14 protein-coding genes and 1 riboswitch are annotated in these 15,188 nt (G+C 75.3%); of the genes, 7 read left to right on the top strand and 7 right to left on the bottom strand.

Translation table 11 applies throughout. The features are described from left to right. Positions 1–25: 25 nt before the first annotated feature. A complete protein-coding gene (locus tag ACIQUQ_RS06325; RefSeq protein WP_403660013.1) occupies positions 26–328 on the top strand; it encodes a hypothetical protein in 303 nt (100 codons plus the stop codon). Positions 329–343: 15 nt separating this feature from the next. Here ACIQUQ_RS06325 and ACIQUQ_RS06320 read toward each other — a convergent pair whose 3' ends face one another. Next, entirely contained in the window at positions 344–2,779 is a 2,436-nt protein-coding gene (locus ACIQUQ_RS06320; RefSeq protein WP_403971947.1) for an FUSC family protein, read from the bottom strand. Between the two features lie 152 nt (positions 2,780–2,931). Then, entirely contained in the window at positions 2,932–3,291 is a 360-nt protein-coding gene (locus tag ACIQUQ_RS06315; RefSeq protein WP_403971945.1) for a DUF6223 family protein, read from the bottom strand. A 212-nt stretch (positions 3,292–3,503) separates the two neighbouring features. Here ACIQUQ_RS06315 and ACIQUQ_RS06310 point away from each other — a divergent pair, with 212 nt between their 5' ends. Further along, positions 3,504–4,631, top strand: coding sequence for a sensor histidine kinase (locus ACIQUQ_RS06310; RefSeq protein WP_403971943.1), 1,128 nt, complete (start codon positions 3,504–3,506; stop codon positions 4,629–4,631). Next, complete coding sequence (locus tag ACIQUQ_RS06305) at positions 4,628–5,299, top strand: response regulator (RefSeq protein WP_403971941.1); 672 nt, start codon at positions 4,628–4,630, stop codon at positions 5,297–5,299. Before ACIQUQ_RS06310 ends, ACIQUQ_RS06305 begins: the two co-directional genes overlap by 4 nt. A gap of 208 nt (positions 5,300–5,507) precedes the next feature. On the opposite strand, the gene ACIQUQ_RS06300 is transcribed toward ACIQUQ_RS06305, so the two are convergent. The 3 genes from ACIQUQ_RS06300 to ACIQUQ_RS06290 are packed head-to-tail and all read right to left on the bottom strand — an operon-like array spanning position 5,508 to position 8,699. Continuing rightward, a complete protein-coding gene (locus ACIQUQ_RS06300) occupies positions 5,508–6,590 on the bottom strand; it encodes a prenyltransferase/squalene oxidase repeat-containing protein (protein ID WP_403971939.1) in 1,083 nt (360 codons plus the stop codon). Beyond that, the gene (locus ACIQUQ_RS06295; RefSeq protein ID WP_403971937.1) at positions 6,587–7,330 is read right to left on the bottom strand and encodes a class I SAM-dependent methyltransferase; all 744 of its coding nucleotides are present in this window, start codon (positions 7,328–7,330) and stop codon (positions 6,587–6,589) included. Before ACIQUQ_RS06295 ends, ACIQUQ_RS06300 begins: the two co-directional genes overlap by 4 nt. 43 nt (positions 7,331–7,373) lie before the next feature. Further along, positions 7,374–8,699: a glycosyltransferase family 4 protein gene (locus ACIQUQ_RS06290; protein ID WP_403971935.1), complete on the bottom strand. Its 1,326-nt coding sequence runs from the start codon at positions 8,697–8,699 to the stop codon at positions 7,374–7,376. A gap of 219 nt (positions 8,700–8,918) precedes the next feature. On the opposite strand from ACIQUQ_RS06290, the gene ACIQUQ_RS06285 reads away from it, so the two are divergent. Both ACIQUQ_RS06285 and ACIQUQ_RS06280 read left to right on the top strand, forming a co-directional pair. Beyond that, positions 8,919–9,545 carry a TetR family transcriptional regulator gene (locus tag ACIQUQ_RS06285; RefSeq protein ID WP_403971933.1) on the top strand — a complete coding sequence of 209 codons (627 nt, stop codon included), beginning with the start codon at positions 8,919–8,921 and terminating at the stop codon, positions 9,543–9,545. 253 nt (positions 9,546–9,798) lie between these two features. After that, the gene (locus ACIQUQ_RS06280; RefSeq protein ID WP_403971931.1) at positions 9,799–10,347 is read left to right on the top strand and encodes a flavoprotein; all 549 of its coding nucleotides are present in this window, start codon (positions 9,799–9,801) and stop codon (positions 10,345–10,347) included. Between the two features lie 78 nt (positions 10,348–10,425). Here the strand turns inward: ACIQUQ_RS06280 and ACIQUQ_RS06275 are convergent, their stop codons facing one another. After that, on the bottom strand, positions 10,426–10,659 hold the full coding sequence (locus ACIQUQ_RS06275) for a ferredoxin (RefSeq protein WP_399951904.1): 234 nt from the start codon (positions 10,657–10,659) through the stop codon (positions 10,426–10,428). Continuing rightward, a complete protein-coding gene (locus ACIQUQ_RS06270; protein WP_403971929.1) occupies positions 10,659–12,140 on the bottom strand; it encodes an aldehyde dehydrogenase in 1,482 nt (493 codons plus the stop codon). The genes ACIQUQ_RS06275 and ACIQUQ_RS06270 overlap by 1 nt, the downstream gene beginning before the upstream one ends. Positions 12,141–12,382: 242 nt before the next feature. Here ACIQUQ_RS06270 and ACIQUQ_RS06265 point away from each other — a divergent pair, with 242 nt between their 5' ends. Together ACIQUQ_RS06265 and ACIQUQ_RS06260 are read left to right on the top strand one after the other, a co-directional pair. Then, complete coding sequence (locus tag ACIQUQ_RS06265; protein ID WP_403971927.1) at positions 12,383–13,429, top strand: MBL fold metallo-hydrolase; 1,047 nt, start codon at positions 12,383–12,385, stop codon at positions 13,427–13,429. A 219-nt stretch (positions 13,430–13,648) separates the two neighbouring features. Further along, positions 13,649–13,718, top strand: a riboswitch (cobalamin riboswitch). A 125-nt stretch (positions 13,719–13,843) separates the two neighbouring features. Further along, a complete protein-coding gene (locus tag ACIQUQ_RS06260; protein WP_403971925.1) occupies positions 13,844–15,088 on the top strand; it encodes a prenyltransferase/squalene oxidase repeat-containing protein in 1,245 nt (414 codons plus the stop codon). Positions 15,089–15,188 lie beyond the last annotated feature (100 nt).

Here is a 15,188-nt window from a genome sequence, read left to right as displayed (position 1 = left end):
CCGCGGTTGCGGCAATACGCGGCTCATGCCAGCACACACCGCGCAACGCGGAGCCGGCACGACGGCCGCACGGATCGTCGCCGTCGTCGCCGACGTCTTCGCCTTCGTCATCGTCCTGTGGATCGTCTTCTACCTGCTCGGCGCGAACCGGGCCAACGACCTGGTGCAGTGGACGCACGACACCGCCACCTGGCTCGCCGGCTGGTCGTACGACCTGTTCACCTTCGACCGCGAGTGGGCCCGGGTGGTCGCGGGGTACGGCCTCGCCGCCGTCGTGTACCTCCTCGTCGGCCACACCCTGGCCCGCTGGCTGGGCCGTCGTTTCTGATCAGCGGACCGGCGCTCACGAGGTCTCCGGCTCCGGCGGCGCGGACTTCCCCGCCGGAGCCGTGATCCGCTCCAGGTCCTCCATCAGCGCGTCCAGCCACGAGGCGGTCGCGTAGTACGGGCGGGCCGCGTCCGGCGGCTCCGCGGAGAACCCGGCGAAGCCCGGGTCCCGGAGCGGTACGGGCGGCACCCCCGCCGGGTCGCCGTCCGGGTCCAGCCGGGCCGAGACCAGCAGCATGCGCCCGGCGACCCGGTCCCCCAGGCGGGACAGCGCGGCGGCGGCCTCGGGGCCGAGGGGTGCCGCCGGTGCGGGCGGCAGCGCGAGGCGGTCCGCGCCCCAGAGGGTGTGGTGACCCGCCATCAGGACGGCCTGCCAGTCCGTCGCCGGCCGACGTGAACCGTGGCCGTCGTCGCGCCGGCCCGCCGCTGCGCCGTCGGCTGCGGAGCCGTCGGGCGTCGTCACGCCGGCCGTTGTGCCGCCGGACTCCGACCCGCCGTCACCCGACCTGCCGTCACCCGACCTGCCGTCACCCGCGCCGCTGCCACCGGACCCGCCGCCCCCCGACTCGCCGTCACCGGACCCGCCGTCACCGGGCCCGGTGGCGGTGGCGGATCGCGCGTGGGCGGTGGCGGTTCCCGTTCCCCGGGCGCCGGCCGCGCCACCCGCCGGCCCCGCCCCGGCCGCCTCGCCCCCGAAGCGGACCGGCTCGCTCTGGAACTGCGCGTACGCCGACTCGGCCAGGACCAGGGCGTGCCGCAGCGAGGGGTACGTGGCGGGGCCGTCCGCCGGCGGCGGGGCGCCGCCCGTCGCGACCGACGCGCTGGTCGCGACCACGGTCTCGGCCGCCCTCCGCAGCAGCCCGGCCCCCGCGAGCCGCAGCTCGGTCTGCGCGCCGCGGGGCCAGGCCAGCAGGCCGAACACGGCACCGATCGCACTGCCGATGAGCACGTCCAGCACCCGGAACTCGGCCAGCTGCCAGGTCGCCGGGTCCAGTTGGGCGAAGACCATCGCCACCAGCACGGTGAACAGCCCCTGCGCCCACCCCACGCCCTTCACCGGCCCCACGGTGAACGCGAACAGCATCCACAGCGGCAGCACCACCGCGTACACGACGGTGTGCGAGCCGCCCAGCACCAGCAGCCCGGCGGTGAACAGCGCTCCGGCGAAGGTGCCGGCCAGCGCGACCCGGATCGTGCTCCAGGTGTCGCCCACCGTGGTGCGGGTCAGGCTCAGGGTGGCCAGCATCGCCCAGAAGCCGTGCGGCAGGGTGTCCAGGCCGGCGACCAGCCGGGCCGCGGCGAGCGCGAGGGAGAGCCGCACCGCGTTCTGGAAGAACACCGAGCGCCGCCCGGCGTGCCCCTGGACCCGGTGCCACCACAGCACGGGCGCCCGCAGCCCGGCGTACCAGAACCGGCCCGCCGCCCCCTGCGGCACCTCGGCCCGCCCCCGTACGGCGAGCCCGGCGGCCGTGCCCATCGCCAGCGCGGCGTCCGCCACCTCCAGTACGGCGGCCTGCCGGCGCAGCACGGCGGGCGGCGCGTGGCCCGGCGCGGCCCCGGCCAGCCGGGCGCGGGCGGCGGCCAGCGCCCCGTACGCCTCGGCCGTGTCGGTCCCCGGCTCCCGCAGGAGCCCGGCGGTCCGCTCGGCCAGCCGGGCGACGGCCTCCAGCACCTCCGCGTCGCCGGGCGCCCGTGCCCCGGCCGGCAGGGCGAGCAGCCGGGTGAGCAGCGTGCGCGCCGCGAGCCCGGTGTGCGCGAGGCCCCGCTCCCGTACGCCCGGCCCGGCCGGACGGTCCGCCTCCGGCACCTCCAGGGGCCGCAGCGCCCTGGTCGCCCGGTGCGCGGCCGGCACCTCGCCGGCCGGGACCGCGCCCGTCGGACCGGCCGCCTCGCGGGCGAGGCGGGCGGCGGTCTCCGCGGCCCGCGCGGCCAGTTCGCGGTAGGAGGGCGGCGGCGGCTCGGGGACGAGGAACGCCTCGGCCAGCACCAGCAGGGCCAGCCCGGCGGTGGTGCCGATGAGCCGCTCCCCGAGGGAGCCGGGATCGTACGGCGGGAACGACGGCAGGATGTACAGCAGCTGGAGCCCGGGCCCGGCTCCCGCCAGGCGCGGCCCGCCGATCGCGGCGAAGGCCAGCACGAAGCCGATGACGAGCATCCCGGTCACGGCGCTCCAGGTCCGTACGGACAGGTAGGTGCCCACGACGACCAGCGCCCAGCACACCGGCACCGCCCGCAGCACCACGGCGGCCCGCTGCCGGCCCGTGCCGGGGATGCGGGAGAGGCCGGCCAGAGCGACCGAGGAGAACAGCGCGTAGGTGGCGGCGGTGGCCCAGCCGAAGCCGTACAGGAAGAGGTAGAAGCCGGAGATGGCGACCAGCGCAACCCGCACCGCCCGCCGCCCCGCGGCCACGTACGCCGGGGGAACCCGCCGGCCCCCCAAGCGCTCGCGCACCCCACCAGCATGCCGCGCCTAGCCCTGCCCGGCACCCGCACCCGCACCCGCACCGCACCCGCACCGTGGGCAGCACGGGCGTCCGCGGCCGGCACGCCGGTGCGCTGCCCGGCGCGGGGCCAGGGCGGTGCGCCGGCCCGCTCGCGGCGGGCTCAGCGGCTCCCGGACCCTGCCGGCCCGGCCGTGCGGGCCCGCCACCCCAGGCCCGCCCCCAGCAGGCCCAGGAGGATGGCCACGATGGCGCCGGCGCGGCCGTTGCCCGTGCCGAAGCCGCCGGTCGACGTGGCCAGGTGGAGGACGCCCAGGGCCACGGCGAGCAGGGCGGCCGCCAGGGCCGCCGTACCGCCGGCCGGCCAGGGGCCGCGGCCGAGCCGGCCCTTCGCCCTGGCCCGGGCCAGGGCGCCCAGGCCCACTGCGGCGAGCGCCACGATCCCGGCGACCACGGACCCGGTCCGCCCGTCCCCGATCGCCCCGCCGGCCACGGCGATCACCAGTTCTCCCGACGCGTTCATCCCGGTTCCTCCTCCACGTCGTCGCGGCCCCGGAGCGGGGCCGCGTCCAGACCGATCGTGCCGACGGCCCCTCCCCCGGCGCGTCCCACGGGCGCGGTCACTTCGCGCTGCCGCGCCGGCGGCAGCGGCCGGCCGAGTACCGCGCCCGCGGTAGCCGTTCCTCGTCCTCGGGCACGACTCGCCGCCCGGCGGCCCGGGGCTAGGGTGCGGCCATGAGGACAGGTGGGGTGCGGGTGCCGGCCGTCGTCGCGGACTGGGGCGTGGCCGCCGGGGTGGCGGCGGCGCTGCTGGTGACCGGGCTGTCGGGCGGGCACGCCGCCGACGGCAGCGGCCTGCTCGGCTACCTGCTGCTCGCGGGTGGCGGACTGGCCCTGGCCGCCCGCCGCCGGGCACCGGTGGCCGTTCTCGCGACCACCGGGCTGTGTGCGGTCGGGTACCAGGCCGCCGGCTTCGACGTGGCGGTGGTCGGCTTCCTGGTCGCGGTGTACGCGGCCGTCCGGGCCGGGCACCGGCGGGCCACGGCCGTCGCGAGCCTGGCCATGCTGGCCGCCCTCCCGCTCGCTGCCCTGGCCTCCGGCCTGCACGGCACGGGTGAGGCCTTCGCGCGGGCCCGCGGGGCACTGGAGCTGGCCTGGCTGATCGCGGCCGCGGCCGCCGGCGAGGCGCTGCGGCAGGCGGAGGCGCGGGCCGAGGAGGCGGAGCGGACCCGGGAGGAGACCGCGCGCCGGCGGGCGGACGAGGAGCGGCTGCGCATCGCGCGGGAGCTGCACGACTCGCTGACCCACCAGATCTCGATCGTGAAGCTGCAGGCCGAGGTGGCGGTGCACGTGGCGCGCAAGCGCGGCGAGCCGGTGCCGGAGGCGCTGCTGGCCATCCAGGAGGCCGGGCGCGAGGCGAACCGGGAGCTGCGGGCCACGCTGGAGGCGCTGCGCGACGACGACACCGCCCCGCCGCGCGGCCTGGCGCACGTGCCGGAGCTGGTGGAGGGCGCCCGTACGTTCGGCCTGGAGGCGCGCCTGACGGTCGAGGGGCAGCCGCGGGACGTGCCGGCGGCGGTGGAGCGTACGGTCTACCGGATCGTCCAGGAGTCCCTCACCAACGTGGCCCGGCACGCGGCGGCCGGCACGGCCTCGGTGCGCATCGTCCACCGCCCGGACGCGCTGGCGGTGCGCGTGGACGACGACGGCCGGGCCACCCCGGAGGCCGCCCCGGTGCCCGGCACGGGGCTGCTCGGCATGCGGGAGCGGGTCACCGCCCTCGGCGGCAGCCTCCGGGCGGAGCCGCGCGGCGGGGGCGGCTTCACCGTGGAGGCGGAGCTGCCGGTGGAGCGTGCCTCGTGATCCGGGTGCTGCTGGTGGACGACCAGCCGCTGATCCGCAGCGGGTTCCGCGCGCTCCTCGGGCTGGAGGACGACATCGAGGTGGTGGCGGAGGCGGGCGACGGGCGCGAGGGGCTGGCCCTGGCCGCGGAGCACCGTCCGGACATCGCGCTGGTGGACGTGCAGATGCCGGTGATGGACGGCATCGAGACGACCCGGCGGATCGCCGCGGACCCGGCCCTGGCGGGGGTGCGGGTGGTGATCCTGACCAACTACGGCTTCGACGAGTACGTCTTCGAGGCGCTGCGCGCCGGCGCGGCCGGGTTCCTGGTGAAGGACATCGTGCCGGACGACCTGCTGCACGCGGTGCGGGTGGCGGCGCGCGGCGACGCGCTGCTGGCGCCGTCGATCACGCGCAAGCTGATCGACCGATACGTGGCCCGGCCGCCGGCACCGCCCGCCGGGGCGGGTCCGGCGGGCCTGGCGGAGCTGACGAACCGCGAGCGGGAGGCGGTGGAGCTGGTGGCGCGGGGCCTGTCGAACGACGAGATCGCCGCCCGCATGGTGATCACCCCGATGACGGCGAAGACGCACGTGAACCGCGCGATGACGAAGCTCCACGCCCGCGACCGCGCCCAACTCGTCATCGCCGCGTACGAGTCGGGCCTGGTGACCCCGGGCGGGCAGTGAGCCCGCCGGGGCGGGGCCTCAGCAGCGGGGCAGCGGCTTCAGTTCCGCCGGCTCGATGACGTACGCCGTGCGGCCCCGGTAGACGTCCTCCGGGTATGCGCACAGTGCTCCCCCCAGAGCGGTCGACGGCGCGGGCCTCCGGCCGGGGGCCCGCATGACGGAGGGCCCGGCACCGGCCGGGCCCTCCAAGATCATCGCAGTCGGCCGGCTACCGGCAGCACTCCGGGGCCAGTCCCGACGGCAGGCGGGTGCCGCCGAAGACGGCGGTGGTGGCCTCGTCGCCGCCGAGGGCGGCGACCGCCAGCAGCAGGGAACCGGCCGTCCAGGTGGTCTGCTCGACCGGCCAGACGGCCTGGTCCTCGAAGACGTAGCCCGTCCAGTACATGCCGTTCTCCGCCCGCAGGTGGCGGATGGCGCGCAGGATCTCCAGCGCCCGGTCGGACTCGCCCGTCGCCCAGAGGGCGAGGGCCAGTTCGCAGCTCTCGCCGCCGGTGACCCACGGGTTCGGCAGCACGCAGCGCACACCGAGGCCGGGGACCACGAACTCGTCCCAGCGCCCGTCGATCCGCTCCCTGGCCTCGGCTCCCGTCAGGGCGCCGCCGAGGACCGGGTAGTACCAGTCCATCGAGTAGCGGCTCTTGTCGAGGAAGCGCTCGGGGTGGCGGCGGATCGCGTGGGCGAGCGCGCCCGCGGCGAGCTCCCAGTCCGGCTGGGGCTCCTCGCGGTGCTCGGCGATGGCCAGGGCGCAGCGCAGGGCCTGGTGGATGGAGGAGGAGCCGGTGAGCAGCGCGTCGTTGACGGCCGTGCCGTCGGCCTCGCGCTTCCAGCCGATCTCGCCGCCGGGCTGCTGGAGCCCGAGGACGAACTCGACGGCCGCGTAGACGCAGGGCCACATGCGGTCGACGAAGGCGTCGTCGCCGGTGGCGAGGTAGTGGTGCCACACGCCGACGGCGACGTACGCGGTGAAGTTGGACTCCTTGCCCGCGTCCTGGGGTTCGGCGGTGTCCACGCCCTCGGGGCGGTCGGCGTAGGCGGCGTACCAGGAGCCGTCGGCGTTCTGGTGCCGGGCGAGCCACTCGTAGGCGCGGGCGGCGGCGTCGTGTTCGCCGGCCGCGTCCAGGGCCATGGCGGCCTCGGTGTGGTCCCACGGGTCCAGGTGGTGGCCGCGGAACCAGGGTATGGCGCCGTCCTCGCGCTGGACGGCGAGGATGCCCGCGACGGTCTCGACGGCCTGTTCGGCCGTCAGGACACCCGGCAGGACCAGGTGTTCGGTACGTCCGGGAGTGCTCACTTGGCCGCGCCGGCGGCGTCGACGGGGAGGTGGGGCTTGGTCGCGTACGCCACGAAGCTCTTGCCGATGACCGGGTTGAGGGCCTGCTCGGCGAGGCGGGTGGCGAGGGGCTTCTTCATGATGTCCCAGACCAGCAGCTTGTGGTACGCGCGGACCGGCAGCGCCTTGTCGTTGTCGACGCCGAAGGCGCACTTGAGCCACCAGTACGGCGAGTGCAGGCCGTGGGCGTGGTGGGTGCCGTACGGCTTGAGGCCCGCCGCCTCCATCTTGCCGAGCAGCTCGTCGGCCTTGTAGATGCGGATGTGGCCGCCCTCGACCTCGTGGTACGCGTCGCTGAGCGCCCAGCAGATCTTCTCGGGGCCGTAGCGGGGCACGGTGATGGCGATCCGGCCGCCGGGCTTGAGCACGCGGACCATCTCGGCGAGCACGCCCTTGTCGTCGGGGATGTGCTCCATGACCTCGGAGATGATCACGACGTCGAAGGAGTCGTCGGGGAACGGCAGCGCCAGCGCGTCGCCCTCCATCGCGGTGGCCGTCGCGCCGGCCGGGGCCTCGCCGGCCTCCTTCATCGCGGCGAACCACTTGGCGACCTCGCGGATCTCCTCGCCGTTGCGGTCGAGGGCGACGACCTGGGCGCCGCGCCGGTAGCACTCGAAGGCGTGCCGGCCTGCGCCGCAGCCCAGGTCGAGCACACGGTCTCCTGCGGCGAGCGGGAACCGGGAGAAGTCGACGGTCAGCACGGGGGCGGCCTGCTTTCGCGTGGTGTGAGGGTGGGGCTGGGCGTCAGCGAGTCGTGGTGGCGCGGCGGGCGCCGGCCGCGGCGATGGCGGCACGGTAGTGGGCGACGGTGCCTTCGGCGGCCTTGGCCCACGTGAAGTTGGCGAGAACCCGCTCGCGCCCCGCGGTGCCGAGCGCGGCGCGCAGCTCCGGGTCGCCGAGCAGCCGGCCGAGCGCGGCCGCCAGGGCGCCCGCGTCGCCGGGCGGCACGGCCAGGCAGGTCTCGCCGTCGGGGCCGGCCACCTCGGGGATGGCCCCGCCGGTGGTGGCGACCAGGGGGGTGCCGGTGGCCATGGCCTCGGCCGCGGGCAGCGAGAAGCCCTCGTAGAGGGAGGGCACGCAGGCGACCTCGGCGCTGCGGACGAGGTCCACGAGTTCGGCGTCGGTGACGCCCTTGACGAACCGTACGGCGTCCTGGAGCCCGTACTTCTCGATGGCGCGGGCGACGGGCCCGCGCTCGGCGCGCTTGCCGACGACCACGAGGTGGGCGTCGGGGCGTTCGGTGCGCAGCTTGGCGAGGGCCTCGATCAGGTAGACGAGGCCCTTGAGCGGTACGTCGGCGCTGGAGGTGGTGACGATCCGGCCCGGGACCTCGGCGACGGACGCGTCGGGCGACCACAGCTCGGTGTCGGCGCCGATGTGCACGACGTGGATGCGGTCGCCGCGGACGCCGAGGTGGTCGGCGATCTCCTGCTTGGAGGAGCCGGAGACGGTGAGCACGGACGGCAGCCGGCGGGCGACCCGCTTCTGCATGCGCGTGAAGGCGTACCAACGCCGCACGGAGGCGCGCTTCTTGCGGTCCTTCGCGGCGTCGAGCTCCAGCTGCCGGTCGACGGTGATCGGGTGGTGGATGGTGGTCACCAGGGGGGCGCCGAGGGCGCCGAGCAGCCCGTACCCGAGGGTCTGGTTGTCGTGGATGACGTCGAACTCGCCGCGGCGGGCGGCCAGGTGGCGGCGGGCGCGGAGCGAGAAGGTCAGCGGCTCGGGGAAGCCGCCGGTCCACATGGTGGCGACCTCCAGCGCGTCGATCCAGTCCCGGTACTCGTCGCGCTTGGGCGTGCGGAACGGGTCCGGCTGGCGGTAGAGGTCGAGGCTGGGCAGCTCGGTGAGGGTCTGTCCGTCCTCGGGGTCGAGCACGGGATAGGGCTGCGCGCCGATGACCTCGACGGTGTGTCCGAGGCGGGCCAGCTCGCGTGAGAGGTGGCGGACGTAGACGCCCTGTCCCCCGCAGAACGGGTTCCCCTTGTACGTGAGGAGTGCGATGCGCAACGGGCGGTCGCCGTCAGTGGCGGAACCCGCGAAAGGGCTCGTCACCATGGCCTCAGCGGACACTCTCGGCCCCCTTCTCACTGCACTTTCGCCGGAGCGTAACCGCTCGGATAATGTAGAACAAGTTTCAGACTTGATCCGTCGAGGAGCATTGAATCTACCGGCCGGAAACCACACCGTAAGAGGCGGAGCAGGTGATTCGCGCCACCACCGGCGCTCCTGACATGCTGAGGCGCGGAGCCGCACGGGGCCGTGTCCGGCGAAGGCCATGGAATGGGACATATGACAGCGGAAGCCAGAGCCGCCACTGCGGCGTCCCCGCCCCTGACTGAGCGCCAGGAGGCCCGTCGCCGACGGATCCTGCACGCGAGCGCGCAGCTGGCGAGCCGGGGCGGGTTCGACGCCGTGCAGATGCGCGAGGTCGCGGAGTCCTCGAACGTCGCGCTGGGCACGTTGTACCGCTACTTCCCGTCCAAGGTGCACCTGCTGGTGGCGACGATGCAGGACCAGCTCCAGCACATGCACACCACGCTGCGGAAGCGGCCCCCGGCGGGCGAGAGCGCGTCGGAGCGGGTCGCCGAGACCCTGATGCGGGCCTTCCGGGCCCTCCAGCGCGAGCCGCACCTGGCGGACGCGATGGTCCGGGCGCTGACCTTCGCCGACCGGAGCGTCTCGCCCGAGGTGGACACCGTCTCCCGGCTGACGACCGCGATCATCCTGGACGCGATGGGGCTGGACGCGCCGCCGACGGCAGAGCAGTTGTCGGCGGTCCGCGTCATCGAGCACACCTGGCACTCGGCGCTGATCACCTGGCTCTCGGGCCGCGCGTCCATCGCCCAGGTGAAGATCGACATCGAGACGGTCTGCCGGCTGATCGACCTCACGGCACCGGAGCGGCCGGGGGCCTGACGGCTGCGCTCCGGTCCTGCGGCGTCACGGGCCGCCGGCTGCGCTCCGGTCCCGCGGCGCCGGGGGCCTGACGGCTGCGCTCCGGTCCTGCGGCGTCGGGGGCCGCCGGCTGCGCTCCGGCCCTGCGGCGCCGGAGCCCTCGGCCGCGCCCCTGTGGGCGGGGTCCGACCCCGGCGGGGACCCCGCCCGGGGCGTGGCCGGAACCCCCCGGCTCTTGACGGGCCCGCATCATCTGTGTGATCAACTGATGCTCATGACGCGCACCCTGTATCTGTTCTGTTCCGCCGCCCCGCCGCTGTTCGACGTGGCCCGGGTCGTGGAGGAGGCCCAGGCCAGGGGCTGGGACGTGTGCCTGGGGCTGACCCCGTCGGCCGCCGAATGGGTGGCCGGGGGCATCGAGGGGCTCGCCGCGCTGACCGGCCACCCCGTACGCAGCCGGTACCGGCGCCCCGGCGAGCCCGACCTGTGGCCCGTGCCCGACGCGGTCCTCTTCGCGCCCGCCACCTTCAACTCGGTCAACGCCCTGGCCCTCGGGATCACCGACAGCTTCGTGGTCGGCGTGGCGGCCGAGGCGATGGGCAAGGGCACGCCCATGGCCGTGATGCCGTGCGTGAACACGGCGCTGGACCGGCACCCGCAGTTCGAGCAGAGCCTGGCCACCCTGCACAACGCGGGCGTGCGCGTCCTGTACGGCGAGAACGGCTTCCACCCCAACCCGCCCGGCGAGGACCACGTACCGGACTTCCCGTGGCAGCTCGCTCTGGACGCGGCCGACGCACTGGCCACCCCGTCGCCGTACTGACCGGGACCACCCGGACGCCCGGGCCCGCCCGCCGCCAAAGGGGTGACGGCGGGCGGGGGTCTGGTCCGGGGGCCGGGGCTACTCCTCCGGCGGGAAGACCGGCTCGCCCGACTCCAGGAGGGTGATCATGATCGCTTCGACGGGGCAGCCCTCCGCCGCCGTGAGGACCGGCTCGCTGGCGTCCGTGTCCGGTGCGACCGGGTGGGACTGGCGGGCGGTGTCCAGGCGGAAGCCGTCCGGGGCGTGGTTGACGCACATGCCGGAGCCGATGCAGACGCCCCGGTCCACCTCGACGTGCCAGCGGTCGCCCATCAGGCACCGCCCGCCGCGTCAGCGGCTGGCGCGTACCCGGCGGGCAGGTGGATCATCTTGTGCTCCAGGTACTCGCCCAGGCCCTCGGGACCGAACTCGCGGCCCACGCCGCTGTTCTTGTAGCCGCCGAAGGGGCCCATCATGTCGAGGCTGAAGGTGTTGACGTTGTACGTGCCCGTCCGCACCCGGCGCGCGAAGTCGATGCCGTGCTCGACGTCCCCGGTCCACACGCTGCCGCTGAGGCCGAAGTCGGAGTCGTTGGCGATCTTCGCCGCCTCGGCCTCGTCCCCGTAGGGCAGCAGGCAGACCACCGGGCCGAAGATCTCCTCGCGGGCCACCCGCATGCCGTTGTCGACGCTGCCCAGCAGGGTCGGCTCGACGTACCAGCCCCGCTCCTGCCCGGCCGGGACGCCGCCGCCGGTGAGGACCTTGGCGCCCTCGTCCTGGCCGATCTTGATGTAGTCGAGGGACCGCTTCTGCTGGCGCCGGGCGACCAGCGGGCCGAGCTGTGTGGCGGGGTCGAGGGGGTCGCCGACCACCAGGGCGCCGGCCGCGGCGGCGAGGGCCTCGGCGATCTCGTCGTAGCGGCTGCGCGGGGCGAGGATCCGGGTCTGGGCCACGCAGGCCTGGCCGTTGTTCATCCAGGCCGCGGGGATGATCCCGGCCACGGTGGACTCCAGGTCGGCGTCCGGGAGGATCACGGCGGCGGACTTGCCGCCGAGTTCGAGGGTGACCCGGGTGAGGTTGCGGGCGGCGACCTCCATCACCCGCTTGCCCGCCGCGACGGAGCCGGTGAAGGCGACCTTGTCGACGCCGGGGTGCCCGACGAGGTACTCGCTGACCTCGCGGTCGGCGGGCAGGATCGACAGCACGCCCTCCGGCAGCCCGGCCTCGCGGGCGATGTCGGCCAGGATGTAGGAGTCCAGGGGCGCCTCGGGCGAGGGCTTGAGGATCACGCAGGAGCCGGTGAGCAGCGCGGGCGCCAGCTTGGCGGCGGCCACGAACTGCGGGACGTTCCAGGGGATGACGGCCGCGACGACGCCCACCGGCTCGCGACGGACCAGGATCGGGCCGAGCACGCCGGCGCGGCGCTCCTCGTACGGGTAGTCGCGGGCGACGGTGATGGCGGCGTCGTAGACCATCATCGGGCCGAGTGCCTGGGCGAGGACGCTCCAGGAGTACGGGGAGCCGTTCTGGGAGCTGATGGAGCGGGCGATCTCCTCGTGCCGGACGGCGATGGCGTCCTTGATGCGGGTGACGACCGCGATCCGCTCGCCGAGGGTCATGCGGGGCCAGGGGCCCTCGTCGAAGGCCTTGCGGGCGACCGCCACCGCGCGGTCCACATCGGCGGTGGAGGCGTGCGGGACGCGGCCGATGACCTGCTCGGTATGGGGCGAGACGACCTCGATGGTCCCGCTGCCCAGCGGGTCGGCCCACTCCCCGCCGATGAACAGCTTTCCGTGTTCCACGAGCTCGGTCATGGCTGATGCCTCCTGCGGCCCGGCGCTGCTGCTGACTGCCTGCGTGCCGTCCCCTGACGCTCTTTCAGGCTTCGACCCAGAACTGATACCAGTTCTAGTTCCACTAGTCCACGGCGAGGACAGAAGCGGCGGAGAAGGGAACACCCGCGCCATCCGACGGCTGGTCAGGAGTGGCTCTTGATGGTCGACTTGGGCTACTACTGGAACCAGTTCTCGAAACGTACGTCGACAGGGGGCCCGGCATGACCCAGGTGACTCAGGTGACCGACCACGGCGGGGGCGTCCACGGCATCAAGGTGCCCATCCCGGACAACCCGCTCGGCCACACCCTCGTCCACGTCCTCGACACCGACGCCGGGCCCGTCCTCATCGACACCGGCTGGGACGACCCCGCCTCCTGGGACACCCTGGTCGCGGGCCTCGACGCCCTCGGCATCGCGGTCGCCGACGTCCACGGCGTGGTCATCACCCACCACCACCCCGACCACCACGGCCTGTCCGGCCAGGTGCGGGAGGCCTCCGGGGCCTGGATCGCCATGCACGCCGCCGACACGGAGGTGGTCCAGCGCACCCGCAGCGCCGAACCGGCCGTCTGGCTGGACTACCTGGCCGTGAAGCTCACCGCGGCCGGCGCCCCCGAGGAGCACGTCGCCCCGCTGCGCGCGGCCCGGGAGTCCGGCCGGATGCGCACCCTGCCCGGACTCCAGGCGGCCCTGCCCGACCGCGAGATCGCGCCCGGCGAACTGCTGCCCCTGCCCGGGCGCCGGCTGCGCGCCGTCTGGACCCCCGGGCACACCCCCGGCCACGTCTGCCTGCACCTGGAGGAACGCCACCCGGCGAACCTGCCGGGCAACGGCCGGCTGTTCTCCGGCGACCACCTGCTGCCGGGCATCTCGCCGCACATCGGCCTCTACGAGGACCCCGAGGACACCCGGGGCACCGACCCGCTGGGCGACTACCTCGACTCCCTCGAACGCATCGGCCGCCTCGCGCCCGCCGAGGTGCTCCCGGCCCACCAGCACGCCTTCACCGACGCCCCGGCCCGGGTGCGCGAGCTGCTGGCCCACCACGAGGAGCGGCTGCAGGGGCTGTGGGAGCTGCTGGGACAGCCGGTGACGCCGTGGGGGCTGGCGGAGCGGATGGAGTGGAACCGCCCCTGGGCCGAGATCCCGTACGGCTCGCGGAACATCGCCGTCTCGGAGGCGGAGGCCCACCTGCGGCGCCTGGTGAAACTGGGCCGCGCCGAGGCGGTGCCGGGCAGCGACCCGGTGACGTACCGGGCGGTGTGAGACGCGGCACGGCCGGGGGCGGGGACGCGCTGGGGTGCGTACCCGGAGGCAGGGCGACGGGCGGGCGGTATACGGGCTTTTCCACGGGCGGTACCGGGCGTTCCGGGCCGGTACGGGGCGTTCCGCGGCCGGTGCCGGTAAGGGGCGCCGGCCGGGATCGGCCCCCGGCCACCCGTACCCGGGCCGGTACAGTGTCGGGGTCGTCAACACTCCACGCGGGGGGAAGCCGGTGCGAATCCGGCGCTGACCCGCAACCGTGAGCCGCCCCGGGCGGCGAGCCGGAATGCCCTGCTGGACGTGCGCGGCTCGCGTCACCGGAACCCCGGTGACCGGCACCGTCGAGGTATACGGAGCCGGAGCCCGGCCCCTCGTGTGCCTGCCTCCCGCTCCCCAGCAGGAGAGGCACCCGCCGCCATGACCGTCCGCCGCAGCGCCGCCGCGCTCGCCGCCACCGCCGTGCTCTGCGTGGCCGCCGCCCCCGCCGCCCTGGCCGCGCCGAGCCCCGCCCCGGCCATACCCGAGGGCCTGTACGGCAAGACCGACCCGACGTACGACGGCGTCTGGCGCCAGTCCTTCGCGCTGCTCGCCCAGGACGCCGTGGGCCTGAAGCCCGCTCCGGGCGCCGTGTCCTGGCTGACCGGCCAGCAGTGCGCCAACGGCGCCTTCGCCTCCTTCCGCGCCGACGCCGCCAAGGCCTGCGACGCCAAGACCATGCTGGACAGCAACGCCACGGCCGCCGCCGTGCAGGCGCTGGCGGCCCTCGGCGGCCAGGACGCGGTGGTGAAGAAGGGCGTGGACTGGCTGAAGTCCGTACAGAACGCCGACGGCGGCTGGTCCTACAGCCCGGGCACCCCCAGCGACGCCAACTCCACCTCCGTGGTGATCGGCGCCCTGGCCGCGGCGGGCGTGAAGCCGGGCGACGTCAAGTCCAAGGCCGGCACCTCCGCCCTCGACGGCCTCCTCCCCTTCCAGCTCGGCTGCGCCGCGAAGGGCGCCGACCGCGGCGCGTTCGCCTACCAGCCCGACAAGGACGGGAAGCTGGCCGCCAACGCCGACGCGACGGCCGCCGCCGCGCTGGCGGGCCTCGGCAAGAACGCCGTCGTCCACCCGGCCGGATCCGACGAGCCGGTGATCGTGCCGGAGTGCCCGGCCGGCGCCAAGGGCGGCGCGGCGGACGCGCCGACGGCCGCCGAGTCCGCGGCCTTCTACCTGGCCGAGGCCCTCAAGAAGGACGGCCACCTGACCGCCGTCACCCCCGGCTCCGACAAGCCGGTGGCGGACGTCGGCAACACCGCCGACGCCGTGATCGCGCTGGCGGCCGGCGGGCACGCGGGCGCCGCGCAGGGCGCCTGGGCGTGGCTGGAGAAGAACGCGGGCGAGTGGGCCAAGGGCAGCCCGGCAGGCCTGGGCACGCTGGTGCTGGCCGCCCACGCCATGGGCGAGGACCCCAAGTCCTTCGGCGGCACCGACCTGGTCGCCGCGCTGAACGCGACGGGCCCGGCCCCGCAGGCCGCCGCCCCGTCCGCCGCCCCGGAGAAGAAGAAGGAGGAGGAGAAGGACTCCGCCTCCGGCGACAACGGCAAGTGGTGGGTCATCGGCTCCTTCGCCGTGGCCGGCATCGGCATCGGCTTCCTCCTCAGCGGCCGCAAGAAGAAGTGACGGTCCCGCCGCCGTCCCCCGCCGGGGGCACGATTCCGCTCACGGTCCCGGCCGCCGGCCCGGCCGGCCCCGGGCAGGCACCGCGGCCCGAGGGCCACGC

Source organism: Streptomyces sp. NPDC101118 (assembly GCF_044759445.1).
GTDB lineage: Bacteria > Actinomycetota > Actinomycetes > Streptomycetales > Streptomycetaceae > Streptomyces.
The sequence above is the reverse complement of the archived record's forward strand: the minus strand, read 5'-3'. Positions and strand labels throughout refer to the sequence as shown.

Excerpts from the sequence above, each read along its gene's own strand:
- ACIQUQ_RS06325 (WP_403660013.1), top strand. The coding sequence starts at position 26 with ATGCCAGCACACACCGCGCAACGCGGAGCCGGCACGACGGCCGCACGG.
- ACIQUQ_RS06315 (WP_403971945.1), bottom strand. The coding sequence starts at position 3,291 with ATGAACGCGTCGGGAGAACTGGTGATCGCCGTGGCCGGCGGGGCGATC.
- ACIQUQ_RS06310 (WP_403971943.1), top strand. The coding sequence starts at position 3,504 with ATGAGGACAGGTGGGGTGCGGGTGCCGGCCGTCGTCGCGGACTGGGGC.
- ACIQUQ_RS06285 (WP_403971933.1), top strand. The coding sequence starts at position 8,919 with ATGACAGCGGAAGCCAGAGCCGCCACTGCGGCGTCCCCGCCCCTGACT.
- ACIQUQ_RS06280 (WP_403971931.1), top strand. The coding sequence starts at position 9,799 with ATGACGCGCACCCTGTATCTGTTCTGTTCCGCCGCCCCGCCGCTGTTC.
- ACIQUQ_RS06275 (WP_399951904.1), bottom strand. The coding sequence starts at position 10,659 with ATGGGCGACCGCTGGCACGTCGAGGTGGACCGGGGCGTCTGCATCGGC.
- ACIQUQ_RS06270 (WP_403971929.1), bottom strand. The coding sequence starts at position 12,140 with ATGACCGAGCTCGTGGAACACGGAAAGCTGTTCATCGGCGGGGAGTGG.
- ACIQUQ_RS06265 (WP_403971927.1), top strand. The coding sequence starts at position 12,383 with ATGACCCAGGTGACTCAGGTGACCGACCACGGCGGGGGCGTCCACGGC.
- ACIQUQ_RS06260 (WP_403971925.1), top strand. The coding sequence starts at position 13,844 with ATGACCGTCCGCCGCAGCGCCGCCGCGCTCGCCGCCACCGCCGTGCTC.